Annotated in this window: 28 protein-coding genes and 2 riboswitches; of the genes, 16 read left to right on the top strand and 12 right to left on the bottom strand. The window is 68.0% G+C overall.

The features are described from left to right. Positions 1 to 83: 83 nt before the first annotated feature. On the bottom strand, positions 84 to 713 hold the full coding sequence (locus BJ988_RS15470) for a 3-oxoacid CoA-transferase subunit B (RefSeq protein WP_179658776.1): 630 nt from the start codon (positions 711 to 713) through the stop codon (positions 84 to 86). A gap of 1 nt (position 714) precedes the next feature. Continuing rightward, positions 715 to 1,479, bottom strand: coding sequence for a CoA transferase subunit A (locus tag BJ988_RS15465; protein ID WP_179658775.1), 765 nt, complete (start codon positions 1,477 to 1,479; stop codon positions 715 to 717). A 127-nt stretch (positions 1,480 to 1,606) separates the two neighbouring features. Here BJ988_RS15465 and BJ988_RS15460 point away from each other — a divergent pair, with 127 nt between their 5' ends. Continuing rightward, on the top strand, positions 1,607 to 2,407 hold the full coding sequence (locus tag BJ988_RS15460) for an IclR family transcriptional regulator (RefSeq protein WP_179658774.1): 801 nt from the start codon (positions 1,607 to 1,609) through the stop codon (positions 2,405 to 2,407). On the opposite strand, the gene BJ988_RS15455 is transcribed toward BJ988_RS15460, so the two are convergent. Then, positions 2,364 to 3,368 (bottom strand): MsnO8 family LLM class oxidoreductase, encoded by a 1,005-nt coding sequence (locus BJ988_RS15455; RefSeq protein WP_179658773.1) that lies wholly within the window; start codon positions 3,366 to 3,368, stop codon positions 2,364 to 2,366. The genes BJ988_RS15460 and BJ988_RS15455 overlap by 44 nt on opposite strands. Before the next feature lie 162 nt (positions 3,369 to 3,530). Between BJ988_RS15455 and BJ988_RS15450 the strand changes: the two genes are divergently transcribed. Further along, positions 3,531 to 4,211, top strand: coding sequence for a Crp/Fnr family transcriptional regulator (locus tag BJ988_RS15450; RefSeq protein ID WP_179658772.1), 681 nt, complete (start codon positions 3,531 to 3,533; stop codon positions 4,209 to 4,211). 7 nt (positions 4,212 to 4,218) lie between these two features. Here the strand turns inward: BJ988_RS15450 and BJ988_RS15445 are convergent, their stop codons facing one another. After that, positions 4,219 to 5,265 (bottom strand): CobW family GTP-binding protein, encoded by a 1,047-nt coding sequence (locus tag BJ988_RS15445; RefSeq protein ID WP_179658771.1) that lies wholly within the window; start codon positions 5,263 to 5,265, stop codon positions 4,219 to 4,221. 127 nt (positions 5,266 to 5,392) lie between these two features. After that, positions 5,393 to 5,487, top strand: a riboswitch (glycine riboswitch). 1 nt (position 5,488) lies between these two features. Beyond that, positions 5,489 to 5,588, top strand: a riboswitch (glycine riboswitch). A 56-nt stretch (positions 5,589 to 5,644) separates the two neighbouring features. Here BJ988_RS15445 and gcvT point away from each other — a divergent pair. The 3 genes from gcvT (at position 5,645) to BJ988_RS15430 (ending at position 8,598) form a co-directional block, all read left to right on the top strand. Beyond that, a complete protein-coding gene (gcvT, locus tag BJ988_RS15440; protein WP_179658770.1) occupies positions 5,645 to 6,748 on the top strand; it encodes a glycine cleavage system aminomethyltransferase GcvT in 1,104 nt (367 codons plus the stop codon). Then, positions 6,745 to 7,128 (top strand): glycine cleavage system protein GcvH, encoded by a 384-nt coding sequence (gene gcvH / locus BJ988_RS15435; RefSeq protein ID WP_425490871.1) that lies wholly within the window; start codon positions 6,745 to 6,747, stop codon positions 7,126 to 7,128. The genes gcvT and gcvH overlap by 4 nt, the downstream gene beginning before the upstream one ends. A 63-nt stretch (positions 7,129 to 7,191) precedes the next feature. Then, positions 7,192 to 8,598 carry an L-serine ammonia-lyase gene (locus BJ988_RS15430; RefSeq protein ID WP_179661532.1) on the top strand — a complete coding sequence of 469 codons (1,407 nt, stop codon included), beginning with the start codon at positions 7,192 to 7,194 and terminating at the stop codon, positions 8,596 to 8,598. Between the two features lie 30 nt (positions 8,599 to 8,628). Here BJ988_RS15430 and BJ988_RS15425 read toward each other — a convergent pair whose 3' ends face one another. Together BJ988_RS15425 and BJ988_RS15420 are read right to left on the bottom strand one after the other, a co-directional pair. After that, positions 8,629 to 8,961 (bottom strand): type II toxin-antitoxin system PemK/MazF family toxin, encoded by a 333-nt coding sequence (locus BJ988_RS15425; RefSeq protein ID WP_179658769.1) that lies wholly within the window; start codon positions 8,959 to 8,961, stop codon positions 8,629 to 8,631. 64 nt (positions 8,962 to 9,025) lie between these two features. Then, positions 9,026 to 9,520, bottom strand: a complete 495-nt coding sequence (locus BJ988_RS15420) for an FBP domain-containing protein (protein WP_246321497.1) — start codon at positions 9,518 to 9,520, stop codon at positions 9,026 to 9,028. Between the two features lie 47 nt (positions 9,521 to 9,567). On the opposite strand from BJ988_RS15420, the gene BJ988_RS15415 reads away from it, so the two are divergent. Then, the gene (locus BJ988_RS15415; protein WP_179658768.1) at positions 9,568 to 10,179 is read left to right on the top strand and encodes a TetR/AcrR family transcriptional regulator; all 612 of its coding nucleotides are present in this window, start codon (positions 9,568 to 9,570) and stop codon (positions 10,177 to 10,179) included. Between the two features lie 110 nt (positions 10,180 to 10,289). Here the strand turns inward: BJ988_RS15415 and BJ988_RS15410 are convergent, their stop codons facing one another. Further along, positions 10,290 to 11,180 carry a LysR family transcriptional regulator gene (locus BJ988_RS15410; RefSeq protein WP_179658767.1) on the bottom strand — a complete coding sequence of 297 codons (891 nt, stop codon included), beginning with the start codon at positions 11,178 to 11,180 and terminating at the stop codon, positions 10,290 to 10,292. Positions 11,181 to 11,331: 151 nt separating this feature from the next. Here BJ988_RS15410 and BJ988_RS15405 point away from each other — a divergent pair, with 151 nt between their 5' ends. The 6 genes from BJ988_RS15405 to BJ988_RS15380 are packed head-to-tail and all read left to right on the top strand — an operon-like array spanning position 11,332 to position 18,373. Continuing rightward, positions 11,332 to 12,957 carry a BCCT family transporter gene (locus BJ988_RS15405; RefSeq protein WP_179658766.1) on the top strand — a complete coding sequence of 542 codons (1,626 nt, stop codon included), beginning with the start codon at positions 11,332 to 11,334 and terminating at the stop codon, positions 12,955 to 12,957. Beyond that, positions 12,954 to 14,420, top strand: a complete 1,467-nt coding sequence (locus BJ988_RS15400) for an aldehyde dehydrogenase family protein (RefSeq protein WP_179658765.1) — start codon at positions 12,954 to 12,956, stop codon at positions 14,418 to 14,420. Before BJ988_RS15405 ends, BJ988_RS15400 begins: the two co-directional genes overlap by 4 nt. Continuing rightward, positions 14,417 to 16,147, top strand: a complete 1,731-nt coding sequence (locus BJ988_RS15395) for a hypothetical protein (protein WP_179658764.1) — start codon at positions 14,417 to 14,419, stop codon at positions 16,145 to 16,147. The genes BJ988_RS15400 and BJ988_RS15395 overlap by 4 nt, the downstream gene beginning before the upstream one ends. Further along, positions 16,144 to 17,151, top strand: a complete 1,008-nt coding sequence (locus BJ988_RS15390; RefSeq protein ID WP_179658763.1) for a membrane dipeptidase — start codon at positions 16,144 to 16,146, stop codon at positions 17,149 to 17,151. Before BJ988_RS15395 ends, BJ988_RS15390 begins: the two co-directional genes overlap by 4 nt. Beyond that, positions 17,148 to 17,939 carry a hypothetical protein gene (locus BJ988_RS15385; protein ID WP_179658762.1) on the top strand — a complete coding sequence of 264 codons (792 nt, stop codon included), beginning with the start codon at positions 17,148 to 17,150 and terminating at the stop codon, positions 17,937 to 17,939. Before BJ988_RS15390 ends, BJ988_RS15385 begins: the two co-directional genes overlap by 4 nt. Then, complete coding sequence (locus BJ988_RS15380) at positions 17,936 to 18,373, top strand: RidA family protein (protein ID WP_179658761.1); 438 nt, start codon at positions 17,936 to 17,938, stop codon at positions 18,371 to 18,373. The genes BJ988_RS15385 and BJ988_RS15380 overlap by 4 nt, the downstream gene beginning before the upstream one ends. A gap of 202 nt (positions 18,374 to 18,575) precedes the next feature. On the opposite strand, the gene BJ988_RS15375 is transcribed toward BJ988_RS15380, so the two are convergent. From BJ988_RS15375 to BJ988_RS15365, 3 genes are read right to left on the bottom strand one after another with little or no spacing between them, the layout of a single operon-like run. Next, on the bottom strand, positions 18,576 to 19,232 hold the full coding sequence (locus BJ988_RS15375) for an HAD family hydrolase (protein ID WP_179658760.1): 657 nt from the start codon (positions 19,230 to 19,232) through the stop codon (positions 18,576 to 18,578). A gap of 57 nt (positions 19,233 to 19,289) precedes the next feature. Next, positions 19,290 to 19,649: a hypothetical protein gene (locus BJ988_RS15370; protein ID WP_218860898.1), complete on the bottom strand. Its 360-nt coding sequence runs from the start codon at positions 19,647 to 19,649 to the stop codon at positions 19,290 to 19,292. A gap of 20 nt (positions 19,650 to 19,669) precedes the next feature. Further along, entirely contained in the window at positions 19,670 to 21,004 is a 1,335-nt protein-coding gene (locus tag BJ988_RS15365; RefSeq protein ID WP_218860896.1) for a helix-turn-helix domain-containing protein, read from the bottom strand. Between the two features lie 255 nt (positions 21,005 to 21,259). Between BJ988_RS15365 and BJ988_RS31015 the strand changes: the two genes are divergently transcribed. Beyond that, on the top strand, positions 21,260 to 21,925 hold the full coding sequence (locus tag BJ988_RS31015; protein WP_343051626.1) for a helix-turn-helix domain-containing protein: 666 nt from the start codon (positions 21,260 to 21,262) through the stop codon (positions 21,923 to 21,925). A 671-nt stretch (positions 21,926 to 22,596) separates the two neighbouring features. Next, on the top strand, positions 22,597 to 22,995 hold the full coding sequence (locus tag BJ988_RS15355) for a hypothetical protein (RefSeq protein WP_179658757.1): 399 nt from the start codon (positions 22,597 to 22,599) through the stop codon (positions 22,993 to 22,995). 449 nt (positions 22,996 to 23,444) lie between these two features. Here the strand turns inward: BJ988_RS15355 and BJ988_RS15350 are convergent, their stop codons facing one another. After that, on the bottom strand, positions 23,445 to 23,888 hold the full coding sequence (locus BJ988_RS15350; protein WP_179658756.1) for a hypothetical protein: 444 nt from the start codon (positions 23,886 to 23,888) through the stop codon (positions 23,445 to 23,447). Continuing rightward, on the bottom strand, positions 23,885 to 24,280 hold the full coding sequence (locus BJ988_RS15345) for a hypothetical protein (RefSeq protein ID WP_179658755.1): 396 nt from the start codon (positions 24,278 to 24,280) through the stop codon (positions 23,885 to 23,887). Before BJ988_RS15345 ends, BJ988_RS15350 begins: the two co-directional genes overlap by 4 nt. Before the next feature lie 131 nt (positions 24,281 to 24,411). Here BJ988_RS15345 and BJ988_RS15340 point away from each other — a divergent pair, with 131 nt between their 5' ends. Beyond that, the gene (locus BJ988_RS15340) at positions 24,412 to 24,768 is read left to right on the top strand and encodes a hypothetical protein (RefSeq protein WP_179658754.1); all 357 of its coding nucleotides are present in this window, start codon (positions 24,412 to 24,414) and stop codon (positions 24,766 to 24,768) included. A 357-nt stretch (positions 24,769 to 25,125) separates the two neighbouring features. Further along, the gene (locus tag BJ988_RS15335; RefSeq protein WP_218860894.1) at positions 25,126 to 26,325 is read left to right on the top strand and encodes an IS110 family RNA-guided transposase; all 1,200 of its coding nucleotides are present in this window, start codon (positions 25,126 to 25,128) and stop codon (positions 26,323 to 26,325) included. The last annotated feature ends 5 nt before the right edge of the window (positions 26,326 to 26,330 follow it).

Raw genomic sequence — 26,330 nt, 5'->3', positions numbered from 1 at the left:
TACGCAGATATCGAGGCGTCACGTACGTCGGCCGAGACGTCACACCCGTGACATCTCGGCCGACGCAGCTGACGTCTCGGCGGTCAGCGGAGGATCGGAGGCTCGGTCTTCTCTGCCACCTCGTCGTACGTGACGCCGGGGGCGAGCTCGACCAGGCGGACGCCGTCGGGGGTGATGTCGAGGACGCACAGGTCGGTGATGATGCGCTGCACGACGCCGAGCCCGGTGTAGGGGAGCGAGCACTCCTCGACGATCTTGTAGGAGCCGTCGCGGGCGACGTGCTCCATCAGCACGACGACCTTCTTCGCGCCGTGGACGAGGTCCATCGCGCCGCCCATGCCCTTGACCATCTTGCCGGGGATCATCCAGTTGGCCAGATCGCCTGACGAAGAGACCTGCATGGCGCCGAGGATCGCGGCGTCGATCTTGCCGGAGCGGATCATTCCGAAGCTCATGGCGGAGTCGAAGAAGCTCGCCCCCTTGCGTACGGTCACCGTCTCCTTGCCCGCGTTGATCAGGTCCGGGTCGACGGCGTCCTCGGTCGGGTAGGCGCCGGTGCCGAGGATGCCGTTCTCGCTCTGCAGCACCAGCTCGACGTCGTCGGGGACGTAGTTGGGCACCAGGGTCGGCAGCCCGATGCCGAGGTTGACGTAGTCGCCGTCGGAGAGCTCCGCGGCGGCACGGGCGGCCATCTCTTCACGTGTCCATGACATGTCAGCGGACCGTCCTCTTCTCGATGCGCTTGTCGGCGGCCTGCTCGGGGGTCAGGGGCACGACGCGGTGGACATAGACGCCGGGGAGGTGGACGTCGTTGGGTGGGATCTCGCCGGGCTCGACGAGCTCCTCGACCTCGGCGATCGTGATCTGCCCGGCCATCGCGGCGAGCGGGTTGAAGTTGCGGGCGGAGTCCTTGAAGAGGAGGTTGCCGTGGCGGTCGCCCTTCCAGGCGCGGATGATGCCGAAGTCGGCGACGATGGCCTCCTCGAGGACGAACTCTCGCTCGCCCTCAGGCGTCTCGAAGGTCATCACCGGCTTCTCGGGGGAGGTCTTGATGACGTTGCCCGCGTCGTCGTACTTCCACGGCAGCCCGCCCTGCGCCACCTGTGTGCCGACACCGGTGCGGGTGTAGAACGCGGCGATGCCGGAGCCGCCCGCGCGCATCCGCTCGGCCAGCGTGCCCTGCGGGGTCAGCTCGACCTCGAGGTCGCCGGAGAGGTACTGCCGCGCGAACTCCTTGTTCTCGCCGACGTACGACGCGACCACGCGGCGCAGGCGTCCGGCGCCGAGCAGCAGGCCCAGGCCCCAGTCGTCGACGCCGGCGTTGTTGGAGACCACCTCGAGGTCGGACACGCCGGCCTCGAGGAGAGCATTGATGAGCACCGAGGGGATGCCGCACAGCCCGAAGCCGCCGACCGTGAGGGTCGCTCCGCTCGGGATGTCCGCGACCGCCTCGGCGGCTGAGGAGATGACCTTGTCCATGCTGATCAGTCAAGGCGGGGCAAGCCGATCGGTCAATAGACGAGCGCGAGTTCCCGCTCGGTCTTTCGATGAGCGGCCCCGCTGACGCTATGGCGTTCACTGAATGGACGCGCCTATCGTACGTTCCATGCAACCCGGTCAGGACGCGCCTCAGCCCAGCGTGATCCGCCGCAGCGCGCACCTGCTGCGGCTGCTCGCCGCGCGCGAACCCGAGGGCGCGACGACCACCCAGCTCGCGACGGCCGCCGCGATCCCGCGTCCGACCGCTCACCGGCTGCTCAGCGCGCTCCAGGACGAGGGCCTGGTCGAGCGAGACAACGCAACCGGCGCCTGGCACCTGGGCCCGGAGTGCTTCCTGCTCGGCGCCGCCGCGACCACCCGCCACGACATCACCCCGGCGGCCCGGGCGGCGGTCCTGCGCATCGCCCGGGAGACGGGGGAGAGCGCGTTCTTCTCGATCAGGCGCGGCGACGAGACGGTCTGCGTACTGCGCGAGGACGGCAGCTTCCCGATCCGCTCGCACGTGCTCCACGAGGGGATCCGGTTTCCGCTCGGCGTCGCCTCGGCGGGCCTGACGATCCTCGCCTTCCTGCCGGAGCCGCGGCGCGAGGCCTACCTCGCCCGGACCGACCTCGTCGGGGCCTACGGCGAGCAGCACTCGGCGTCCGCTCTCCGGAAGCGGGTCGCCGCGACCCGTGAGCGCGGCTTCGCCGTCAACCCGGGCCTGCTCGTGGTCGGCAGCTGGGGTCTGGGTGCCGCAGTCTTCGACGCCCACGGGCAGCCGTACGGAGCGTTGAGCATCACCGGCATCGAGGCCCGTCTCGCGCCACCGCGTCAGGCCGAGCTGGGTCGCCTCCTCCTGGAGGCCGCCCACACCCTGTCCACTAGCTCCGCGACTGGCTCGACACCTGGGCGCGCCCGGTCATGATCTCGGCGAGCGCGGCGTCGGAGGCGAGCTGGGCGTCGCGGTCATAGGTGGAGGTGAAGGCGAGGAGCTCGTCGGCTCCGGTGGCCTCGGCCAGCCGGTCGAGGCGGCTGCGTACGGTGGCGGGAGAGCCCGCGGTCGTGCGCGCGAGATGCGCCTCGACCCGCTCGCGCACCTGGTTCGTCCAGGTCTGGTCGCGGATCGCCGCGACCGGCTCGAGCGCTCCGAACTCGCCGGTCTGCCGCGATCTGGCCATCGCCCACGCCTCCGGCAGCGCGAGCTCGGCGGCCTCGGCGTCGGTGTCGGCGACCAGCACGTCGGCGGAGACCGTCACCGACGGCGCTGACGCCTGTGAGGAGGGCCGGAAGTCGTTCCGGTACGCCCCGAGCAGCTCGCCCAGCCGTGGGCTGTCCAGCACCGGACCGCCGACTACGACCGGCAGCCCGAGCTGAGCGGCGAGGGCGAGACCGCGTCCGGTCGCGAGCACGAAGATCGGGATCTGACGGGACGCGGCCGGCCGGGCGGTGACCGGCGCGGTGCGGTCGAGATAGCCCCGGAGCTCCTCGATGTCCTCGGCGAACGTGTCCGGGTCGTCGAGATCCTGGCGCAGCGCGCGGCGTACGGGTGCGGTGAAGCCCAGGGTGCGCCCGACTCCCAGGTCGATCCGGCCGGGGTAGAGCGCGTCGAGCATCAGGAACTGCTCGGCCACGACCAGCGGCTGGTGGTGCGGCAGCATCACCCCGCCAGAACCGAGCCGGATCGTGGAGGTGTGCGCACCGAGGGCGCCGAGCAGGACCGGCGGCGATCCCGACGCGATCCCCGGCACCGCATGGTGCTCGGCGACCCAGAACCGCTGGTAGCCGAGCCGTTCGGCCGCCACCGCCCGCTCGATCGTGTGGGTCAGCGCAGCGCCCTCGTCGTACCCCACCCGGGTGCGAGACCTGTCCAGCATGGAGAGCTTCACAACAACACCAACCCCGTCTTCGTCTCGAGGCTTCCCATCATCTCCGGTGTGGCGAAGAACGCACTCGACAGGCGTGCGACGAGGGACACACATCCGCTGTCGGCAGCCCTGGTCTCGGTACCCTGATGGCTTGAACCAAACGACGACAGGAGCGGCTTAGTAATGGATCGAGACGTGCTTCGGCACGCGCCGCTTTTCGGCGAGCTGGACGACGAGTCGATGACGGCGATGCTCGCGATGATGGGGGAGGTCCGCCTCAGGCGTGGCCAGGTGTTGTTCCACGAGGGCGATTCCGCGGACCGGCTCTACGCCGTCGTGTCCGGAAAGGTGAAGCTGAGCCGTGCCTCGGCCAGCGGGCAGGACAGCGTGCTGGCGATCCTCGGGCCGGGGCAGGTCTTCGGTGAGCTGTCGCTCTTCGATCCCGGCCTGCGTTCCTCGACGGTCACGGCCGTCACCGATCAGGTGGAGCTCGCCTCGCTGTCGCACGACGACCTGCTGAGGCTGCTCGACGGGCGGCCGAGCGTGACGCGCGGGCTGCTCGCGCTGCTGTCGGGTCGCCTGCGCCGGGCCAACGACGTGATCGGTGACCTGGTCTTCGCCGACGCGCCCCGCCGGGTGGCGAAGGCACTGCTGGATCTCGCCGAGCGGTTCGGTGAGACCACCGACGAGGGTGTGCACGTCCGTCACGACCTCACCCAGGAGGAGCTCGCCCAGCTGGTGGGCGCGGCCCGCGAGACGGTCAACAAGGCGCTCGCTGACTTCGCGGCCAAGGGCTGGGTCAGGCTGGAGTCGCGCTCGGTGGTCATCACCGACATGGAGCGGATCGTGCGCCGAGCGGGCTGAGCCCGCGTCAGAGACTGACGCGCACCAGTTGGCGGAGCCGACGAAGGCCGTCGGTGCTCGGTCGCTCGGCCGGGGCGAGGGCGGCGGTGAGCCTCTGCCAAACCTCATCGGGGTCGAGCTCGAGGCCGATGGCCACGAGCTCGCTCCTCGTCTCTGTGGTCGCGCGGCCGGGCCTCTCCGCGGCCACATGCGCGCTGCGCCCGACCAGGTTCACCTGGTAGCTGCGCGGCCCCTGCCCGGTCGCGACCGCGACGGTCCCCTTCACCCGGTACGCCGCCGACGGCGGGTCCTCGAGCAGGTCGAGCAGCCGAGCCGGCTCGATGGTGCCGGGGGTGGTGACGGTGACGGACCGGGCGTGCTGATGGGCCGCGTGGTCGGCGGCCGCCTCGCGCAGCAGCGCGGCGATGGGCAGCTCGTCGGGCGGGTCCTCGGGCACGGCGGCGTCGTAGACGAGCCGAGGGTCGATGCGGCCACCCACTGCGTACGCGATCTGGACGTCGGGGTTGTGCTCCAGCACGCGCCGCTCGATCCGCGCCAGGACCTCGTCCCGGTCGGCGGCCGGCACCAGATCGGTCTTGTTGATGACGACCAGCGTGGCCGCGGCGAACCGGACCGGTGCCGGACCCCGGCCGTCGTCGAGGGTGTCGAAGTACGCCGATGCGTCGACGACCTCGATGAGCCCACCGCGGCGTACCCGCTCGACACCGCTGAAGCGGACGAGGCGCGCCAGCGTGCCGGGCTCGGCGAGCCCGCTGGCCTCCACGATGACGGCGTCGAGCGCGAGCCGCGGGTGGGTGAGCTTCTCGAGGGCGTCATCGAGGCCGCCGGCGTCGGACAGGCAGCACAGGCAGCCCCCGGCGATCGAAGCCGGCTCGTCGACCTGACCCGTGACGAGCCCGGCGTCGACGTTGATGTCGCCGAAGTCGTTGACGACCACGCCCACCCGCGCGCCCGGCTGGCGCAGCAGATGGTTGAGCAACGTCGTCTTGCCCGACCCCAGATGGCCGGTGAGGATGACCACGGGAACTCGGGTGCTGGCGCTGGTGGGTGGCATCGAGCCATCGTAGAACCCGTTGAGAACAGTTCTCGTTAACGGGGTCGAGGCTCACTCGATGTCGCCGGATCTTGACGGCCGAGGTGGCCAGACCTAGGTTGTGCCGCACAACTTCACATCCGCCGTTCGAACTGCAGCGGGAGAGTCCTCACCGTCCCGGGTGAGGCGCCGAAGGAGCAAACCTCCCCAGAATCTCTCAGGCCCCATGACCGCTGTGGTGAGGCGAACTCTGGAAAGACAGGATCCGCTGGATCCTGCACCCACGGTGCAAATCGTCCCTGCGGGCGGTGAAGCTCTCAGGTAGCGATGACAGAGCGGGGAGGTCACCCGTCCACGGGTGCCGCATCAGCGGCAGCCATCATCAGGGAGCCTCCCGCACATGACCTCACCTGTCCCTACCCCTCTGCATGCGATCCACCAGTCGCTCGGTGCCTCGTTCACTGACTTCGCCGGCTGGAGCATGCCGGTCCGCTACGGCTCGGAGACCGCCGAGCACCACGCGGTACGCACCACCGCAGGGCTCTTCGACCTGAGCCACATGGGCGAGATCGAGGTGACCGGACCGGAGGCGGGACGGGCCCTCGACCACGCCCTGGTCGGCCGACCGTCGGCGATCGGCGTCGGCCGCGCCCGCTACTCCATGATCTGCGCCGAGGACGGCGGCATCATCGACGACCTGGTCGTCTACCGGCTCGAGGACGAGCGCTACCTGGTCGTCGCCAACGCCAGCAACGTCCACGTGGTCGCTCCGGCTCTGGTCGAACGGGCCAAGGGGTACGACGCCGTGGTCCGCGACGCCTCCGCGGAGTGGGCGCTGATCGCGGTCCAGGGACCTGCCTCGGCTCAGATCGTCGCGGCTGTGACCGACCTGGACGTACCGACCCTTCGCTACTACGCCATCGACGCCGGCAAGGTCGCCGGGATCGACGTGCTGCTCGCGCGCACCGGCTACACCGGCGAGGACGGCTTCGAGGTCTACTGCGCGCCCTCGTCGGCCGCCGCCGTCTGGGAGGCGATCACCGAGGCCGGTACGCCGCACGGGCTGATCCCCGCCGGGCTCGCCTGCCGCGACACCCTCCGGCTCGAGGCCGGAATGCCGCTCTACGGTCACGAGCTGAGCCGCGAGACGACCCCCTTCGAGGCCGGCCTCGGCCGGGTGGTCTCCTTCGACAAGCCCGACGGCTTCGTCGGCGACGCCGCCCTCGCCGCGCGCCGCGAGGAGGGCCCGCGCAGCACGCTCGTCGGCCTCGTGGCCACCGGGCGCCGATCCCCGCGGGCCGGTTACGCCGTCATCGACCCGGCCACCGGCGACGAGATCGGCATCGTGACCAGCGGCTCCCCGTCGCCCACGCTGGGCCGCCCCATCGCGATGGCCTACGTCAAGCCAGACCTGGCCGTCTCCGGCACCAAGATCCAGGTCGTCGTACGCGGCAGCCACGAGGACGCCGAGATCGTCGACCTTCCCTTCTACTCCAAGAAATGAGCACCGCCATGAGCAACCCGTCCCACCTGTCCTACACCGCCGAGCACGAATGGATCGAGACCCGCGACGAGGTCGCGCGCGTCGGGGTCACCGCCTTCGCCACCGAGGCGCTGGGCGACATCGTCTTCGTCGAGCTGCCCGAGGTGGGCAGCGAGATCACCGGGGGAGAGAGCTGCGGTGAGCTGGAGTCGACGAAGTCGGTCAGCGACCTCTTCGCGCCCGCCGACGGCGAGGTGCTCGCGATCAACTCGGCGGTCGTCGATGACCCTGCGCTGATCAACAGCGACCCGTTCGGCGCCGGCTGGCTCTTCGAGATGCGCATCTCGAACGCTCCCGATCTGCTCGACGCCGCGGCCTACGACGCTTTGATCGAGGAGTGAACCGCCGTGACCGCTGACCTCGGCGGTGTCGCGACGGTGGCAGAGCCATCGGGGCCGGCCGTGATGGCCCTGAGCGCCTTCGACCTGTACTCGATCGGGATCGGCCCGTCCTCCTCGCACACCGTCGGACCGATGCGTGCCGCGAAGATCTTCGTCGACGGCCTCGTCGAGGACGGTCAGCTGGACGCGGTGACGCGGGTGAAGGCCGAACTGTTCGGGTCGCTCGGCGCGACCGGTCACGGGCACGGCTCGGCCGGGGCGGTGCTGCTCGGTCTCGAGGGCGAGGAGCCGGCGACCGTCGACACGCGGTCGTCCTCGGCGCGGGTGGCGGCCATCCGTGAGCGCGGGGAGCTGTCGCTGGGCGGCCACCGCCCGATCCGCTTCGCCGATGACACCGACCTGGTGATGCACCGGCGCAAGAGCCTGCCCGGCCACCCCAACGGCATGGTGTTCACTGCCTACGACGCCTCGGGCCAGGTACGCCGCGAGCGGACCTACTACTCCGTCGGCGGTGGCTTCGTGGTCGACGAGCACGCCTCGGGTGTCGCGCGGGTCGTCCCCGACAGCTCGCGCGTCCGGTTTCCGTTCACCACCGGTGCCGAGCTGCTCAGCACCTGCGAGCGCGAGGGGTTCCGGGTCTCCGACCTCATGCTCGCGAACGAGCTCACCTGGCGTACGCAGGCCGAGGTCCGCGCCGGTCTCCTGGAGATCTGGCGGGTGATGGTCGACTGCGTGCAGGCCGGCTGCGACCGTGATCCGGTCACCGACGGCGTACTTCCTGGTGGTCTGCGGGTCCCGCGCCGGGCGCCGCTGCTCCACCGCGACCTGGCGTCCGGGGCTGGCGCCCAGGACCCCTTCCGGGTCATGGACTGGGTCAACCTGTTCGCCCTGGCGGTGAACGAGGAGAACGCCTCCGGCGGCCGGGTCGTCACCGCTCCCACCAACGGCGCGGCCGGCATCGTGCCCGCCGTCCTGCACTACTGGGTACGTTTCGTGGCGCCTGCGGCCGGCTTGGACGAGGCCGCGAACGAGGACGGCATCGTCCGGTTCCTGCTCACCGCGGCCGCCATCGGGATCCTCTGCAAGACGAACGCCTCGATCTCCGGCGCCGAGGTCGGCTGTCAGGGCGAGGTCGGCTCGGCCTGCGCGATGGCGGCCGGTGCGCTGTGCGAAGTGCTGGGCGGCAGCCCGGAGCAGGTGGAGAACGCGGCGGAGGTCGGGATCGAGCACAACCTCGGTCTCACCTGCGACCCGGTCGGCGGGCTGGTGCAGATCCCGTGCATCGAACGCAACGCGATCGGCAGCGTGAAGGCGATCAACGCCGCCCGCCTCGCCCTCAACGGCGACGGCTCCCACAAGGTCAGCCTGGACAAGGCACTGAAGACGATGCGCGAGACCGGGGCCGACATGAAGGTCAAGTACAAGGAGACCTCCCGCGGCGGCCTGGCGGTCAACGTCATCGAGTGCTGAGACGAAGCCGCGCGAGCAGACGTCCTCCGCCTACCCGAGGCCACCGAGACGGAGGGCATCCTCGATCTCGCTGATCTTCGCGGCGGACAGGGCGCCTGCTCGCTCGATCAGGTCTTCCCGGGACAGGGTGGTCAGCCACGTACAAGGGGTCAAGCCTGGACGCGGAAGCGCGAACCGAAGGACGCCGTCAAAGGGCAGTCCTTCCATGGTGCCTACTGCCACCTCGACGCCCAGACCGGTGATGTCGACACCCGCCGGCGCGACGACCTGCATCACCTGGATCGCGGACGCGTCGTCTTCAGACAGCAGCACCACCAGCCGCCGCTCGTCGAACTCCACCCACCAGACTTCGCCACGTTGCACATGTCCTCCTGACACAGGGCGGGCCGCAGGTCACAGCGTAGAGCCTGTTCGCTGGGTGGAGGAGTCACGCCGGCCGGAGCACCCGCGCGACGAACGAGTCGAGGTTGCCGAGCAGCCGGTCGACCTTCTGCTCGACGCTGAGGGTCTCGTGGATGACAGGGGTGTCGGGCTTGCGCTTGTTGCGCGCCTTGAGGGAGCAGTCGAGGTCGGCGCAGATGTAGGTGCCGACGGAGTTGCCGTCCTGCCCGGAGCGGCCGGCGCGCGAGGCGACCAGCAGCGCGACGTCCCCGACCGTGGTGCACAGCGCACACATGGTCTTCCGCGGCCCGCGCGTCTCGCGCGAGGCGCGGAGGGCGACGCCGCAGAGACGGCCGTCGTGCTCGGTGACGAGGTAGTGGTTCTGCGGCGCCTTCGGGTCCTGCCAGCCGAGGTAGTCCAGGTCGCCCCACGGCCGTTCGGCCAGGTCAACGGGCATGTTGAGGCGCTTGGTCGCACCCTTGGTGAGGTTGACGAACGAGGAGCGTACGTCGGTCTCGGTCAGCGGCTTCATACTGATCATGCTAGGTTTCCTACAACTGTTAGGCAATTCGCTATTGGAGGGTGCTGATGGGTCGTCCGGGGCTGAACCGAAGCGCTGTGATCGCGGCCGCCGCCGACCTGACCGACGAGCTGGGCTTCGACGCCGTCACGATCTCGGTCCTCGCGCGCCATCTCGGAGTCAGGTCGCCGACCCTCTACTCCCACGTCTCCGGAGCCACCGACCTCCGCACCGCCGTCACTGCGTACGTCCTCGACGAGCTCGCCGACACCACGAGCCGGGCGATGGCAGGGGAGGGCCGCGGCCTCCTCGTCGCGTACGCCGACGCCATCCGCGACTTCGCCCGCCGCTCACCCGGCCGCTATGACGCCACCACCCGCCAGCGCATCCCGTCCGCCTCCGACCCGGCCGCGGAGATCCCCGACTCGGTCGCCGCCGCCATCACCGCCGGCCGCCGCAACGCCGACCTCGCCCTCGCCGTCATCCGCAGCTACGGCATCGCGGAGACCAACGAGACGTACGCCGTCCGCCTGATGTCCAGCCTCATCCACGGCTACATCACCCTCGAGATCGCCGGCACCTTCGCCCACAGCGACCCACCGAGCGAGGTCACCTGGTTCAAAGTCCTCGACGACCTGGACCGCACACTCAAGCGCACGGCGGCGGACCAACATCGCTGATCACGGCGGTTGAGAACCGAGGCCGGATCCACCGTCTCGTGGCGCGAGTCGTGCGGTGGCCCGGCACCTCGTGACTCCGTCGCGGTGAAGCCGGCAGATCACTTCGGAGCTCATCCCTCCGAGTTGAACCGCTCCTGAAGCACGGCTTGGAGATCTTGCGCGGTCGGACTGATGTTGTCATCCCTGACGACCGCACAGACGTCGGTCCAGGCTCCCTCGTCGCGCAGGCGCAGGTAGTGGACGCCGTCCTGGCGTAGGGCGCGGACGGAGGCGGGCACGACCGCGACGCCCACCTCGGCCGCGACCAGTGCCAGGAGGGTCGCAAACTGGTTCGCCTCCTGCGCGAAGTGGAGGCGCGTCCCGCTGTCGTGGGCCAGCACCACGAGACGGTCCCATGCCCGCGGCACTCGTGCGCGCGGCAGCGTCACGACCTGAGAGTCTGCGAGGTCGCGGATGTCGATCGTGTGTCGATGATGCAGTGGGTGCGTGCTTGGGACGACGGCGATGAGCGGCTCGCGCAGCACTGCGCGGACAGTGATGCCCTCTTGCTCCTCCAGGTCTCGGCTCAGGCCTACATCGATGGCTCCCTCGTGCAGGGCAGCGATCTGCTCCTCAGTGGTCATCTCCTTGAGCGTCAGTCGGACTCTGGGTCGTGCCCTGCTGTGCTGGCGGACGAGTTCGGGCAGGATCTGGATGGCCGCCGATGCCACGAAGCCGAGTGTCACCGTGCCGCTGATGCCGGAGGCCGCGTCGACCGCGGCCTCACGGCTCGAGTCCACCGCGGAGACGGCGCGGCGCGCAGCGTCGAGAAACGCCGCGCCAGCGGCGGTGAGGCGGACCTGACGACTTGTGCGCTCGAACAGGTCCACCCCAAGGTCGCGCTCGAGGTCGCGGATCTGACGGGAGAGTGACGGCTGCGCCACCAGGAGCCGCTCAGCCGCTCGCCCGAAGTGCAGCTCTTCGGCCACCGCGATGGCGTACCGGATCTGACGTAGCTCCATGACCAAGGTGTAGCACCGATGACGCAGATGAATCAATCATTGCTGAACAAGTCTTGGACTGACTAGGTGTTTGCTCCTTACCGTCTTCCATGTGAAGGCCGTCACGTTTCCAACCGAATCGGGGCGACACTTTCAAGGAGAAGAGGCAGACATGAGCACAGAAAGCCGAGGGGCTGCGGCCCTCACAGCCCGGGGCGGAGGCGCTGACCGTGTCGTCACGACGGCCAGCGCGGGTTCGCTCCTGATCTTCGTAGCCGGTGCGATCGTCGCACCGGACATCGTCGGGGCCTGGGTGACCGTTGGATTCACCAAGAGTGCGCAGTGGTTCGGCCTCTACTGGCAGGTGTTGATGCTCGCCACCTTCGCCGTGGCGTTGCTCCTTGCCGTCACGCCGTGGGCTCGTGCCCGACTCGGCGACGTGGAGCCGGAGTTCGGCCGCTTCAAGTGGGTGGCGATGATCATGTGCACCTTGCTCGCCGGTGGTGGCGTCTTCTGGGCTGCGGCCGAGCCGATGTACCACTTCCTCAACGCGCCGCCACGCTTCGAGGGCGTCGAGGCGGGGAGCGCCGAGGCGGTCCATGTCGCGCTGGCGCAGAGCTTCGTCCATTGGGGCTTCCTGGCGTGGGCGATTCTCGGCTCCCTCGCCGCGATCGTGATGATGTATGCCGCCGAGCGAGGAATGCCTCTGCGTCCGCGGACCCTGCTGTATCCGATCCTCGGGAGCCGAGTGGTGACCAGCCCCATTGGCACCGTTGCGGACGTGGTCTGCATCGTCGCCGTGGTTGCGGGGACGGTCGGACCGATCGGATTCCTGGGACTCCAGGTCTCCTACGGGCTCTCATCGCTGTTCGGCATTCCCGATGTGTACGGTGTGCAGCTCGCTGTCATCGCGGTGCTGACCGCGGTCGCCGCCGTGTCCGTCGTCTCTGGCGTCAACCGCGGCATCCAGCTCCTCAGCCGGGTGAATGTGTGGCTGGCGCTGGCGCTGATGACCGCGGTGCTCGTGCTCGGTTCTGCCTGGTACGTCGTCAAGGCCTTCGTCGGCGGCTTCGGTGTCTACGTCACCGACTTCGTCGGAATGAGCCTGTACTCGGGTGATTCGACCTGGACATCTGGCTGGACGGTCTTCTTCTTCGGTTGGTTCCTCGGGTACGCCCCGTTGATGGCGATCTTCATCGCTCGGATCTCCCGCGGCCGCACGGTCCGTGACCTGATCATCAGCACGTCGGTGCTGCCGCCGGTCGCCACCTGCCTGTGGTTCTCGGTCCTGGGTGGCACCGGCATCATGCTCGAACAGCAGAATCCCGGCGAGATCTCTGGCCCGCTCGAGGGAGCCGGACTGCCCGCCGCGGTGATGGCCATCGCCAGCGGTCTCCCGCTGTCTCTGCTGGTCAGCACAGGATTTCTGCTCCTCACGATCCTGTTCGTCGCGACCACCACAGACTCCATGTCGTACGCCATCGCCCAGTCCTGCACCACCAAGGACCACGCGGACTCCCGGCTGCGGGCTGTCTGGGCGGTGCTGATGGGTGCCGCTGCGGCGGTCCTGATCAGCATCGGCGACGGAGGTATCACCGCCCTGCAGTCGTTCATCGTCGTCACCGCCGTCCCCGTCGGGTTCATCCTGTTGCCGTCGCTCGTCGCGGCGCCCGTGATGGTGCGCCGCTTGGCGGTGGAGCAGGGCATCACCGGTTGGCGTACGCCCCACCCCTCGACCATCAATCCCACGACCTCGACCCGCGCTACGCGTGAGGCCGAAGAAGGAGCCAAAGCATGAGCACCTCCACCATCTACCTCCGCCAGCTGATCGGCGGCACCTGGGCCGACGGCGCCGGAGTGCCCCAGCGAAGCGAGGACCCAGCCGACCCGGCTGGCGTCTCGGTGGCGGAGTACAGCACCGCCACCGAGGAGCAGCTCGAGCAAGCCATGGCTGCCGCCGCTGCCGCCACCAAGGACTGGGACCGGCAGGGACTGCTGGGCCGCGGTCAGGTGCTTCGTCGGGCGGCTCAGCTCATGGAAGACCGCGCCGAGGACCTGGCCATGCTGATGACCCGCGAGCAAGGCAAGTCCTTGGCGGACTCCCGCGGCGAGGTAGGTGCTTCGATCGAGACGCTGCACTACCACGCCGCCTCCGCGCGCCGGCCGGACGGCGCGACGTACCCCTCCAGCCATCCGGACGAGGTCGTGCGGACAGTGCGCCGCCCGGTGGGCACGGTCGCCGTCATCACGCCGTGGAACTTCCCCCTGCAGATTCCGGTCTGGAAGATCGCGCCCGCGCTTCTGTGGGGCAACCCGGTCGTCTGGAAGCCCGCGAGCGACACCCCGGCGATGGCGGTCGCGTTGGCCGAGATCCTGGTCGAGGCCGGCGTGCCCGACGGCGTGCTCAACCTACTTCTCGGCCCCGGCCACCTCGGCGCGGCCCTGGTCGCACACTCCGGCACCGCCGCCGTCACGTTCACCGGCTCCGTCCCGGTGGGCCACTCGATCCGCGATGCGGTGGTCCCGCGCGGCGCAAAGCTCCAGATGGAGCTGGGTGGCCACAACGCCGCCATTGTCCTCCCGGACGCCCACCTGCCGTCGGCAGCCGACGCGATCGTGGCAGCTGCGATGGGGAGCACGGGTCAGAAGTGCACGGCAACCCGCCGCATCATCGCGGTCGGTGGCTGCTATGACGAGCTGGTCGGCGAGCTGGTCGGGCGGGTCGAGACGCTCGTGGTCGGACGTGGTGCCGACACAGGCACCGCTCTCGGACCGGTCGTCTCCGCGAAGGCCCGCGACCAGATCACAACTGCGGTGCAGCAGGCGATCGATGAGGGGGCGGAGGTGCTCGCTACCGCCCCCGTGCCCGATGCGCCCGGCCACTGGGTCCCGCCCACGCTGCTGGCAGGAACGCCCGAGCTGACGATCTCCCGCGAGGAGGTCTTCGGGCCGGTCACCACGCTGTTGCGTGCCGCTGACCTCGACGCGGCCATCGAGCTCGCCAACGGGACTGACTTCGGCCTCACGGCCTCGGTGTTCACCCGCGACGAGCGGGTCGCCCGGCGATGCGTGGACGAGCTGGCCGCGGGCCTGGTGAAGGTCAACGCCCCATCTACCGGCTCGGAGCTGCATGCGCCGTTCGGGGGCCTGCGCGACTCCTCCTTCCCGGCACCTCGTGAGCAGGCGAGTGACTCGGCCGCGGAGTTCTTCACGGTGAGCAAGACCGCCTACCTGCGGTTGGCTCCGGAGGACAACTCATGACCGCGGGCGTCGGAACCTCGACCATCGGGCTGCGACCGCCCCATGAGGTCCTGACACCTGCAGACTTCGGCGGTGCCCGGTCGACGCGGCATAGCTTCGCGCGGGCGCTCGTACGTCGCGCGGCCGCCGAGGGCTGGAACGTGTCGCTGGGTCGCACCGACCTGGACGAGGACGGCCGAGGAGTGGTGGTCTTCGACGTACTGGCCGGTGAACACCGGTGGAGCTTCGTCGCGTTCTCCCAGACCATCGACGACTCGGCGCGTGAGGACCGGGTTGTCGCCGCGTCGTGGGACGTCACCGCGGCCCTGGTCGAGGGCGAGGTCGACGACGCGTACGTCGCCTCGCTGCGGCCGCAGGTCACCCGGCAGGAGGAGGGCCGTGCCGATGAGCGGACGCTGATCTGGACCCGCGCCAACCGCAGCGGGCGATTCTTCGACTATGTCGTGGACCGGCTGGCCGACGGCCGGCAGCCGGAGCCGAATGCCTTCGGGCTCTCGCCGTATCTGCTGAGGAGCACCGCGTTCTACAGCAACGGCAAGTTCGGCATCGCCGACTTCGAGCGTTTCGAGGAGGGTCATCCATTTGCCGTGCCCTATCGGGCCCACATGCTGGCTGCCTGGCTGTTGCGCGAGCTCGGCTACGTGCTGGCCGAGAGTTGCGCCGCGGCGCGCAGCAGGAAGGCCGTCCTGCTCGACGGGGACTGGCGCCGCTACCTCGGTCTGGGCAACGCCACCGGCCTGGGCATGGTTCCCTACGTGGTCAACCACCCGGAGGTCCTCGACGCCTGGGTGCGTCTGCGGGAGCTTCCGCTGGCAGCGGTCACTGCTCGCGTGGTCGACCCTTCCGATCCGGACGTCGCCCGCCTGCGTGAGCTGCTCCGGCGCGCCGTACGCTTCCTGGGGGAGCAGGGCGACACCGAGCCGACGCCGTATGCCTCGGGAGCTCAGCTGGCCGCGCGGCTCCTGCCGCTCACCGGCCTGCTCGACGAATTCGCCGAGCGCGGGACCATGGGTGGTGCCCCTGAGCCGCAGCCCTGGCGACACCTCCACGACCGGGCAGCCGCTTCAGGCTCGGAGGTTCGCGGGCTGGTCGCTTCTGTGCTGACCGAGCTGACCGATGACCTCGACGACGTCGTTGAAGCCGGTCTCCCATGCCACGAGGAGCGCGTCGTCAGGCCTCGGATGTCCTCCGGTCATCTCCGGCAGGTGATCGACACGACCTATGACTGGCTGGCCGGGTTCGACTTCGCGGATCCCGGGCAGACCGAGCGCTTCTGGTATTCCTCGGCGAACAACGAGGAACCGCGCCGGGCAGTCGCTGGTGTGGACCCCGGGGAGACGGTGCAGCACGCCGTCGACGTGGCCCGGGCCGTGCACTCGCTGCGGGCAGATCTGGAACGAGTCGACGCCGAGACGAGCGTCGGCGAGTTCCTCCTCGGCCATCCGCGGCATCGCGCAGCCGTCGCCCGGGTGCAGTCGATCGACGGGCTCGACTACGCCGAGCTGCACATGAATCTTCTTGCCGGCGACTTTCTGCCGTTGCATGTGCAGCGGTTCCAGCTCGCCGTCTACGGCATGGACAACTTCAACCCACAGTCAACCGACTGGCTCCGCGTCACGCTCTTCTCCGGCGCGCCGCGGATCGCCGACCTGGACCACGGAACGGCCGACAACGACTGGTGCTTCGTCCCGCGGCCGGCAGCCGTCGACGAGAGGACCCACGCATGACCGCCCACGACATCCCCGAACCGGCCCGTCTGCACACCGACGCAGTGGTGGTCGACGGCCTGCAGATCAACAACTGGAGCCGCGAGGTCTTCGAGGAGCTCCGTACCGGCGGCGTGAGCGGCGTAAACGCCACTGCGGCCGTGTGGGAGGGCACCGACCAGACCCTGCGCACCGTCGCGGAGTGGTACCAGATGGCTCAGCGCCACAACGATCTGATGCTCCTCGCGGAGACCGCCGATGACATCCGAAAGGCGAAGGACGAGGGACGCGTCGCCGTCATGCTCGGGTTCCAGAACACCAGCCCGTTCGGTGATGACTACCGTCTCGTGGAGGTGTTCTCCCGCCTGGGCGTGCGGATCGCGCAGCTGACCTACAACATCCAGAACGCCGTGGGTGGCTCCTGCTACGAACCGGAGGACAGCGGGCTCACCCGCTTCGGACGCAACATCGTCGCGGAGATGAACCGGGTCGGGATGCTCATCGACCTCTCGCACGTCGGCAACCGCACCTCCCTGGATGCTGTCGAAGCGTCGGTCGCGCCGGTCGCGATCACGCACTCCAACCCGACCTGGTTCGTCGACAACCCGCGTAACAAGCCCGCCGAGGTGCTGCGCGCGGTCGCCGAGGGAGGCGGTGTCGTCGGGTGCTGCCTGTATCCGCTCGTGCTGGGCGGCGCCGGCACGGGGCTCGACGAGTTCTGCGCGATGGTGCGCCGGCTGGTCGACGAGATCGGCCCCGAGCACGTTGCGCTCGGAAGCGACTGCACACGCAACTGGGACGACGGCTACGTCGAGTGGCTGCGCAGCGGTCACTGGCGCCCGCGCGGTGAGGTGCCCGCGACCTGGCCCGAGTGGCCACACTGGTTTCGAGGGCCGGAGGACTTCCCGCGAGTGACTGATGGACTGGTCGCCGCTGGTCTGGACGAGCACACCGTACGTGGGGTGCTGGGCGAGAACTGGCTGGGTCTCTTCGACGACGTGTTCCTCGGTGGGAGGGCAGCATGAACGCGATGACGATGATCGAGCCGACATCGATCGGCGCGGAGGAGGACGCGGTGCTGAAGAACGACGGACCGACCGTCCGAGTCACCATCCGCGAGATCCGCGAGTACGCCTACCGATCGCTGATCGCGGCCGGGGCGAGTGCGGGGGAGGCCGCGACTGCTGCCGGCCAGGTCCTCCACGCCGAGCTGCACGCGGGAGACGGTCTTGCCGGCCTGGTCTCCGACCTGGCGCGCGGCCTGTGGCCCGGCAGTGGCCTCACCTGCACCCGACGACCACTCGGACCATCGGTCCTCGAGGTGGACTGTGGTGGGCGTTCGGGCGAGCTGCGCGCCGGCGCGCCGATCGTCGACCTGGTCTGCGGCGAGGACGGCCCCGCGGCGGTGGCCGTCACCGCGGGCGACGTCCCGGTCAGCTCCCTGCTCGACAGGGTGCTGCTCACCGCGGCGGTCACCGCAGGCACCAGCGTCGTCGCCATGCGCGCAGACTCGGAGGGAGCGTACGTCGTGCGCCTCGCGACGCCGGCCGGCGATCTGGCGCACGGTGCTCTGCCCGCTGCCGACCGCAGGTCGCTCAGCGACGTCGAATGCACGGACGACCCGCACGCTCTGGTCGTGACCACCGGGGCCGATGTGGAAGCGGTGGCTTCCCGACTGACCTGGTGCACGGGCGACTCGCGGGCCGAGCGCCGCCGGCAGGCAGCCCTGCACGGCGTCCGGGTCGACGAGGTGACATGGCGGACCGTCGCCGAGCACGCACAACGCTTCCTGGTTCCTGAGGAGGACGCATGAGCATCGATCCGGCCGTCGTGCATCGTGACCACGCCGACGGCGTCCCGCGTTCGTACCTTGCCTCGGCGACCCACGGCGGTGTCGTCTGGGCGTGCGGCCAGGTGCCACGTCGTGCGGACGGATCCGTCCCGGGTTCCATCGAGGAGCAGGTCGCCGTCACGATCGACAACCTCGAGGCCGTCCTCCGGGACGCTGGAGCCTCGCTGGCAACGGTCCTCAAGATGACCGTGTTCCTCGCCGATCTCGACGAGTTCGACTCGTACGACGAGGCCTACCGCGCTCGCCTGGACGGCAATCCGCTTCCGCCCCGAACCACCGTGCAGGTCGCCCGCTTCCGCGGCGAGAAGAGGATCGAGATCGACGCCGTCGCCGCGGTCGTCCGAGAGCCGGGCGGTCCAGAAGATCCGACAGAGCCTGCCCATCGGAAGGAATGAGTCACGCTGATCCCCTGGGGGCGGATGCCGCCAGGGGATCAGCGTGTACGGGGGAGTAGAGAGTCGCCAAGGGCTGGTACGCCACCGGCATGGACCGGATCATGACCGTGCCCAAGGCATTCGACGCCCACGCCGACCTGGACTGCGTACGCAGCCTCGACGACCGCCTCTACGGCTGGCACAACACGTTGATCGCGCTACGTCACTGATTCTTGTTGAGTGTCGCTATCCGTCCGGGCAGCTCGTCGAGCGACGAGATCCGGATCGTCGCGATCTCGTCCGCCTCCGGGTCGTGCTCCTGGATCACGCCCCAAGGACCTCTGCGGATCAGCGCGGTCGCCATCCCCGACTCGTAAGCAGGTCGGACGTCGTTGTCGATCCGGTCACCGACGTAGAGAATCTCCTCAGCCGAGTACGGGACCGCCTCGATGACACGCTCGAAGAACGCCAGATCCGGCTTGCTCGCACCCCAATCATCAGAGGTCGCGACCATGTCCACCGGAAAGTCCATCTCCCGCAGGATCCGGCCAGCGTTGACGGTCTGGTTCCCGGCAAGCCCCAACCACAACCCAGCAGCGCGGAGTTCCTTCAGAGCAGGACGTACGTCGGGATAGATGTCGTCCTCCCCGAACCACTCCGGCTGCCCAGCCTCATCCCGTTTCCGCCGCTCCTCGGTCAGATCGAACCCCGGCCTGAACACCTGGAAGGTCTCGCGGTAATCCAGCCCGCTGGCGATGACCGCCCCGAACACCGCAGAGAGCGTGTGCCGCGGCACCCCCAGCCAATCCGCCCACGTCCCGTACTCGCGGGTCTCATCGATCAGACACTCGCCGACATCGAACACCACCGCCCGAATCATGGCTCGGGATCCTTCCACACGGTCTACGTCAGGCGCGGCGGCATAGCGCGGCCTCCGCTACGCGCCTTGTTCGATTGTCTCGAAGATGTCCGCGTCAGTCTCTTGTTGCCAGCCGGGCATGTCGTCCCAGTCGGCGACGTAGGAAGGCTTCGGGTCCGGGAAGTGCTTGAAGATCTGCCCAATCCAGCAAAGGGCTACGAACCGGCCCTTCTGCTCGCGGGTGAGCTTGCTCGTCGCACCGCCCGATGTCTCGACGAAGGCACGGATTTGGTCGTAGACCGCCGCCGCGCTCACGCGCTCCCAGTCCGGGGTTTCATCCCACGGGGCGACATAGCCCGCCTTCGGCTCTCCCGGGTAGTGCTTCCGGACTCCGGCGATCCATGCCTCACGAAAGACCCGTCCCTGGTCGACCGACAAAGTGCTCTCCTTCGTTGATGTCATGACGGCGTCGTGAACGACGCCAACTTGTGGCTCAACTGATTAATCCTCGGCTCACCCATCAGCGGCGTGAGCTGTTTATTCAAGCCGGTGAGCTTACGTTCCACCCATCCCGAGCCCGTGTTTCTGGCGATTTCGACCGCCGCATCGGCATGAGCGACAAGCTGGTCGATATCCCGTTGTTGAAGCCCCAGAGACGCCAGGTCGGTCAGAACGCCGCCACGGCGGCGTTCTGAGATGTCATTCCGCAGGGCGGTGTCGAGTGCCTGTTCGGCGAGATCGGTACGTTGCAGTGCGACGTAGCATGCGCCCCGTTCTTCGGGGAGTCGTGAGCCGTCGAATCGGAGCCAACCGTCGGTATGAATCCGGCCGGTTAGGTGGTGGACCTGGTCAGCATGATCGAGTGCTCGTTGGCATGCGGCGAGATCACCGAGTCCTGCATGCACCTGTGCCTGGACGGTGCTCACCCAGAAGCGCGTTGACAGTCCCGGGTTGCCCTTGCTGGCAAGACCGGCGGCCAAGTCCAGCATCGGGCGGGCATCAGCGTGCTGATGTTCGTAGACCCCGATGAACGCGTGGCGGGTCAGCGCGCTGGCCCAGAGGTCGTACGCTCGGGTTTCTCTTCCCGCCGACGCGGCCAAGGTGTAGCAGTGCGCGGCGTCGGTGTAGCGGTTGCTGTCGAAGAAGATCTCTCCGGCGAGCTGGAAGAGGTCAGCGATCAGGGAGCAGAGCAGTCGATGAACCTCACCGCTGTGCGTACGTTGCAGTGCAGATACCAGGACGCCGAGGTGTTCTCGCACGATCGGATAGGTGTGGCGCTTCGTCTTCGCCAAGGCGAAGACTCGCCAGAGGTGGCCGTTGAGAGCGGCGTACTCATCGACAGTCTCGCGATCAATCCGGCCGGTGCCGTCAGCAAGATGCTCGATGCGTTCCCAGTCGATTTCGTCTTCGATCCCAGCGATGGCGATGAGGGTTCCGGTCATCGTCATCAGCCGCAGCAGCTCGCGGCGGCTCATGTCGTCGAACTCTGGTCCCGACGCCTGGCCCGAATCGAGATCATCGAGGATGGTCGCAGAGGGCACGAGCGCGACCTGGCGCTCGGAAAGTGCCGCTTCGAACCGGGCACGAGCTTTCGGATCAGCGCGTTCGAGGACCGTGTCAAGCATGGCTTGCATGTGTGGTCGCGGCACGCGGGCTGCACCAGCCTGCTCCCACTTGCTGATGGTGCGGGATGGAATGCCCAGACGGTCGGCGAAGTCACGCAGGCTCAGGCGCAGCGCCACTTTACGCAGCAACCGCGCTTCTGCTCCCGTCCACGTCTCCACCTCCGGCATTGAATCAGGTTTGAGCACCGAAGGGCAGAGGAAGGGCAGCGGAAGGGCAGCACTCGAACATTCCGAGAGACCCTACCGCTGAGCAGGCTTGAGAACGACGCCCGGCACTGGCAGAACGAGGAACCTTCGGGGCTGACGAGTCTCTGGTGCCGGGGGTCAGCAAACCAGAGCCTTCCCCACCTGACAGCACGGAGCATCGTGAGTCCAGCATCAGCTAGTGGTAGACGACGTGGAGGGCCAGGACGGCCTCGCCTCGTGCCCGAACGCCTAGCGGGCACACCGCGCGAGCAGATCCTCGATGCGGCGGCTCGGCTGTTCAGCAGCAAGGGCTACGCGGCGACCTCGACGCGAGAGATCGCCGAGGCAGTCGGGATCCGTCAGGCGTCGCTCTACTATCACTTTGCCGGGAAGGGCGAGATCCTCTCCGAGCTCCTGTGCCAGAGCGTCCGGCCCACCGTGGACAGTGTGGCCCGGCTCGAGTCACTCACCGATGATCCCGGCGTTGTCCTGTATCTGGTGGCGTTGACCGATGTCCGTACGTTGGCGATGGCTCCGTACAACATTGGACTGCTTCACCTTGCCCCCGACGTTGCCCAGGTCGAAGGATGCGATGGCTTCACCGCGGCCCGCGACGAGCTCGCGGTCATCTACGCGCGCTTGGCGGGGCCGGTCACGTCCCCAGACGTACTGGGCTCCCTCGGACCGGCCCGGCTCGGAGAGAAGTTGGTACACACAGTCGAGGAAGTCATCGGGCGCCGAAACACCGGCCGCCGGATAGACGTGGATGAGGCCGTATGGATCGCGTCATCGTGCCTACGTCTATGTGGCGTGGACAGCGTGCGCGTCGAGTTGGTCGTGAAGACCGCGGCGACACTTCTGGATCAGGCGGACGCCGGCGCAGATCTGGCCGGCAGGCAATGAAGGTCGTTGCAGACGGCCGTTCACGGCTGGCGGTTGTGACGAGTCACTCGCGGTGGAATGCCGCACCTGCTGGCCAGTTGGTCCGCGGCATGAGGAGGCTGCGACACCGTCCGGAACTATGGTGAAGTGGCGTCAGCGCGGGACCACCTAGGGAAGTCGGAGGTGACAGGCAGGTGACTCTCGTTGTGGCGCGGAGAGTAGGTGGCGCAATTGCTGTCACGGCGGACTGGTGGCTCACGCATAACGACGGTCTGCCCAGTTACCAGAATGGCGCACTGAAAGTGATCGTTGTACATCCCAATGTGGTGTGTGCATACGCCGGGAACGTCGTCTCCGCCCTCGGTGCAATTCGCGAGGTGGCGGACGTTCCCCCACTCGACGCCCCAAGCGACTTCCTACCCCGCATCTTGCGCGGGCTCTGCGCCGCTAGCTCGAGCGGCGAGTGCGACTTCATCGTCGCGCACACCGCCCCCCCACACAGCGATCATCCGCATCAAGAACGGGGAGCAACTCGCCGTTGAGTCGGGAGCGCAGATCGGGGATCGCAGCGCGATCGACGCGTTTCTAGCCTGGGAGCACTCACGCCGCATGTCCCCGACTTTGCCGCCTCTTGAGGACGACGCCTTGCAAGCAAGGATTGACGCCGGACGGTCTCGGGCCTACTAGACGAGTTGCTCGCTTTCGGGCCGCCTCTGCCGACAATCGGCGGGCATACGGTTCTCGCGACCAACTGGCCCGATGGTTTTCGATACAGCCAGACTCAGACCGTCTCACTTACGCAGCAACAGATCGTCGGCGGCGACGAAGCCGCGGAACGGCGAAACGAGCAGTTGCGAGGCATCGACGGTGGCAGCCTGCGCCTCAACGTGCGCCCCGCCAAGCTTCCGGGATTGGGTGCAGTAGCCCTCCACTTCCCGCAGCACCGCCCCGGGTTGTTCGTCTACCCGATGCGGATCGACTCGGAGGTGGTTTCCTACGGCAACGCCGATCCACGGCAGCTTGCCGAACGGGTGCTAGCAGATTTCGGCGTGGTGCTGGACGTCCCAACCGACCTATCGCATGAGGACTGACGTCCGTCCCTGGTCGCCAATCGCGTGCGGGCTCGAACAGTCCACTTCGCAAGTGGAAGCACTCGAGAATGGTCCGCATGCGGGACGGCCGCTCGCGGCGGATAGACCCGGGCCCCTGCCCGGCAGGTCGGCATGACGACGGCCGAAGGTCCCTCCCAACTTGCGCCTGGGGGGGACGTCGCGGTCAGCCCTTCCCGAGGGTGCTGCCGGCCTGGACTGGCGCCCTTGGACGAGCCGTTGAATGCCAACGTCTTGCCCGCCTTCGAAAGCGCTGCCTTGCTCGGCGTGCTCTTAGCCATAGTTTTGACCTCCTCCTATCACCAGCATGAACTGAGGAACCGACACCGCGTCCGACCGCGAGAACGCGCCGAGCCCGGACCGCGCGGCGCAGGTCCCACCAAGTTCGTCTGCTGGGCCAACTACAGCGTGGCCCAGCCGATTGAGGAGGCCTAGGCGTACTGGTCGTACTCGTCGCCTGTCGTTTGAATGACTGGATCACCGCGTTTGACGTATGAGTCCTCGTCATCGATCTCCACCAGGTCCGCTTTTGAGGGGTCGATGGCGAGAGTCTCAACGCGATCGGGGGTGCCAGCAAACGACGTGTTGGTGCGCATGAGGACATCAGCGAGGCCAGGCTTTCCGGGGATCGTTCGGAAAGTCCGAGCGATTGAGAGGTGCGCACCCTGCACCCGAGTCACCTTGACGATCGTCTTCGGCACCGGTACGTCCCCGAGCAGTTCATTCGTCTCGGGGTGTCGAATGCCGACGCCCTTGCTGTTCAAGACAACGAACCTCATGCCAGGGGTCACGCCATCGGCCTCTCCAACGGTGAGCGCCAATTCACGCTTGTTCAAGAGCGCAGCAACCTGGCCTTCGATCATCTTCTCGGTCACTGACCGTCCTCCTGGCTCATAAGTTCATTTGCAACGTCATTGGCGACGTGAGGCATCGCTGCGTACCAATCGTCCATGGCCTCCGTGATCTCTTCCTGGATCACGCTGATCCGCACGCTCAATGCACCAAGCAATTCGCGCCGATCGCCCACTGCCATCTGCGGGTTGTCAGCGAGAGCTTCGGAGGCTCGCCTTGCTTCGACGCTGCGCACGCGCAGAAGCCCGAGTCTTCGAACCGCGCCGCGGAGATGCGACGGATCAACGACCCCTACGCGGCTGAACGTCCACGCCGCGCCAATCTGACTGACCACCGCCACGAAGGCGAGCAAACCCTGAAACGCGGCCGACGGCGGATCCTTGCTGTTGCCTGCGTAGGCCAGGTAGATCGTCACGGCTGCCCCAAAGACAACTAGAGCTACGCCGAGTTTGCGCTTGCTGTCCCAAGCGCTGGGGCTAGTGGCCGACACCTTTGAATGCTCCAATCAAGCTTGGGTGCGGCCATCGTAGAGCGACGCGAGACACGATGAAGAAGGACGCGCTGTGCAACTGTTGCCTCATGAATGACGACGCAACCCGACGAGCCATGCACGTTCTTCTCGACATGGTCGCAAGCCAAGACCTGGGATCGCCCGACCACCTGAACCTACTCGCCGGGAAGACGGCCTTCGAGGGGTTCGACCAGGACGCGATCAAGGTGACTGAGGACGATGAGACGGGCGAGTTGACTGTCGACCCGACGCCGGTGCTCACTGCCGCTGGAATGGCCATCCAGTCGCTGCTCGGCATTGTCGCCATCGAGAAGGGGCAAGACGAGTTGACGTTGCTCAACGTGCTTCGTGAGCACTTGGACGGGCTTCTCTCGGACGACACCACCACCTGAGCCAAAAGCATGTGCATTGCACGGCCCGAACAATGGAACAGCCCCTGACTCACGTAAGTGCAGGTCAGGGGCTGTTTGTTGCTGGCGGGCGATACTGGGTTCGAACCAGTGGCTACTCACGTCATTCTGGGCTACTAGAGGATTCCCGTAGGACCGGTGTCCGGCCAGACTCGGTCTAGGTGTCCGGTGGGTTCGCTCTCTTTTGGGCCGCCCACCTGCCCTGTGCGGGTGTGGCTCGATTCCGGTTTGCAGCCCCCGGGCACCGCTGACGAGGCGTGGCTCAAGAGGGGACTGCCCAGCTCGTAGTAGCAATGCCCACCTCGCCGTCCACATCGGTACGAGCGCAGGGAGCAGCGCATGAAGCAGGTCGTCATCGGGGTCGATTCCCACAAGTTGTCCGCGACGATCGAGGTCGTCGACCAGCAGGAGCAACTCCTCGGATCTGGTCGCTTCACCACCGATCAGGCCGGGTACGCCGCGATGCGCGCCTACGCCAAGGCCTGGCCGGATCGAGTCTGGGCAGTCGAGGGAGCTAATGGTGCCGGGCGTCCACTCGCCCAGCGGCTCCTGGAAGCCGGCGAGCATGTCGTGGACGTGCCGGCCAAGCTCGCCGCCCGTGTCCGGCTCTTCGACACCGGCCACAACCGCAAGACCGATGCCCACGACGCGCACGCGGTCGCCGTCGTGGCCGTGCGTACGAGGAACCTGCGGGTGCTGAAGGTCGACGGGGCGCTCGAGGCAATGCGGATGTTGGCCGATCGACGCGAAGCGCTCACGCGACGTCGGGTTCAGACCGTGTGCCGGCTCCAGGCGCTGCTCGCAGAACTCCTGCCTGGTCAGGTCAAACGCGACATCACCACCGGTCAGGCCAAGGCCATGCTGGCCACGGTCCGCCCCAGGGACATCGCCGGGAAGACGCGGCGCCGTATCGCCGCCGAAGAACTCGCCGAGCTGATCGCGGTCGAGGCGAAGATCAAGAAAGCCACCGCAGAGCTCAGGGCCATGGTCCTGGCGCGGGATTCACGGCTGATGGACATCCACGGTGTCGGTGCCGTGGTGGCCGCCAGGATCCTCGCTGACGTCGGCGACGTCGCCCGGTTCGCCGACCGCAACCGGTTCGCGTCCTGGACCGGGACGGCGCCGCTGGATGCCTCCTCCGGTGAGCAGAACCGGCACCGTCTCTCACGCGCCGGGAACCGCAGGGTCAACCACATGATCCACATCGCCGCGGTCACCCAGGTGCGCCTCGACACCGAAGGACGCGCCTACTACCGGCGTAAGAGAGCGGCCGGCAAGAAGCCCCAAGAAGCGCTGCGTTGCCTCAAGCGACGCATCTCAGACGCCATCTACAAGCAGCTCGTCAAAGATGCCGTACGAGCTGGTGGGGCGGACCCGGGAGGGCACTGCGGGGCGTCTCAAGAATCCAGCGCGGTCGACCTGCCCCCGCGAATCGACACTTCGGATCAGCCACTCCCGGACCCGCAGACCCGACGCTACGCCGCACCACCCTCCACCCGGAAGAGCCCGGCGGCCGGACCCTTCGCGAGCACTGGTTGACAACA

This window comes from Nocardioides panzhihuensis, from assembly GCF_013408335.1.
In the GTDB taxonomy this organism is placed as follows: domain Bacteria; phylum Actinomycetota; class Actinomycetes; order Propionibacteriales; family Nocardioidaceae; genus Nocardioides; species Nocardioides panzhihuensis.
This window is presented reverse-complemented; position numbering and strand designations above follow the sequence as displayed.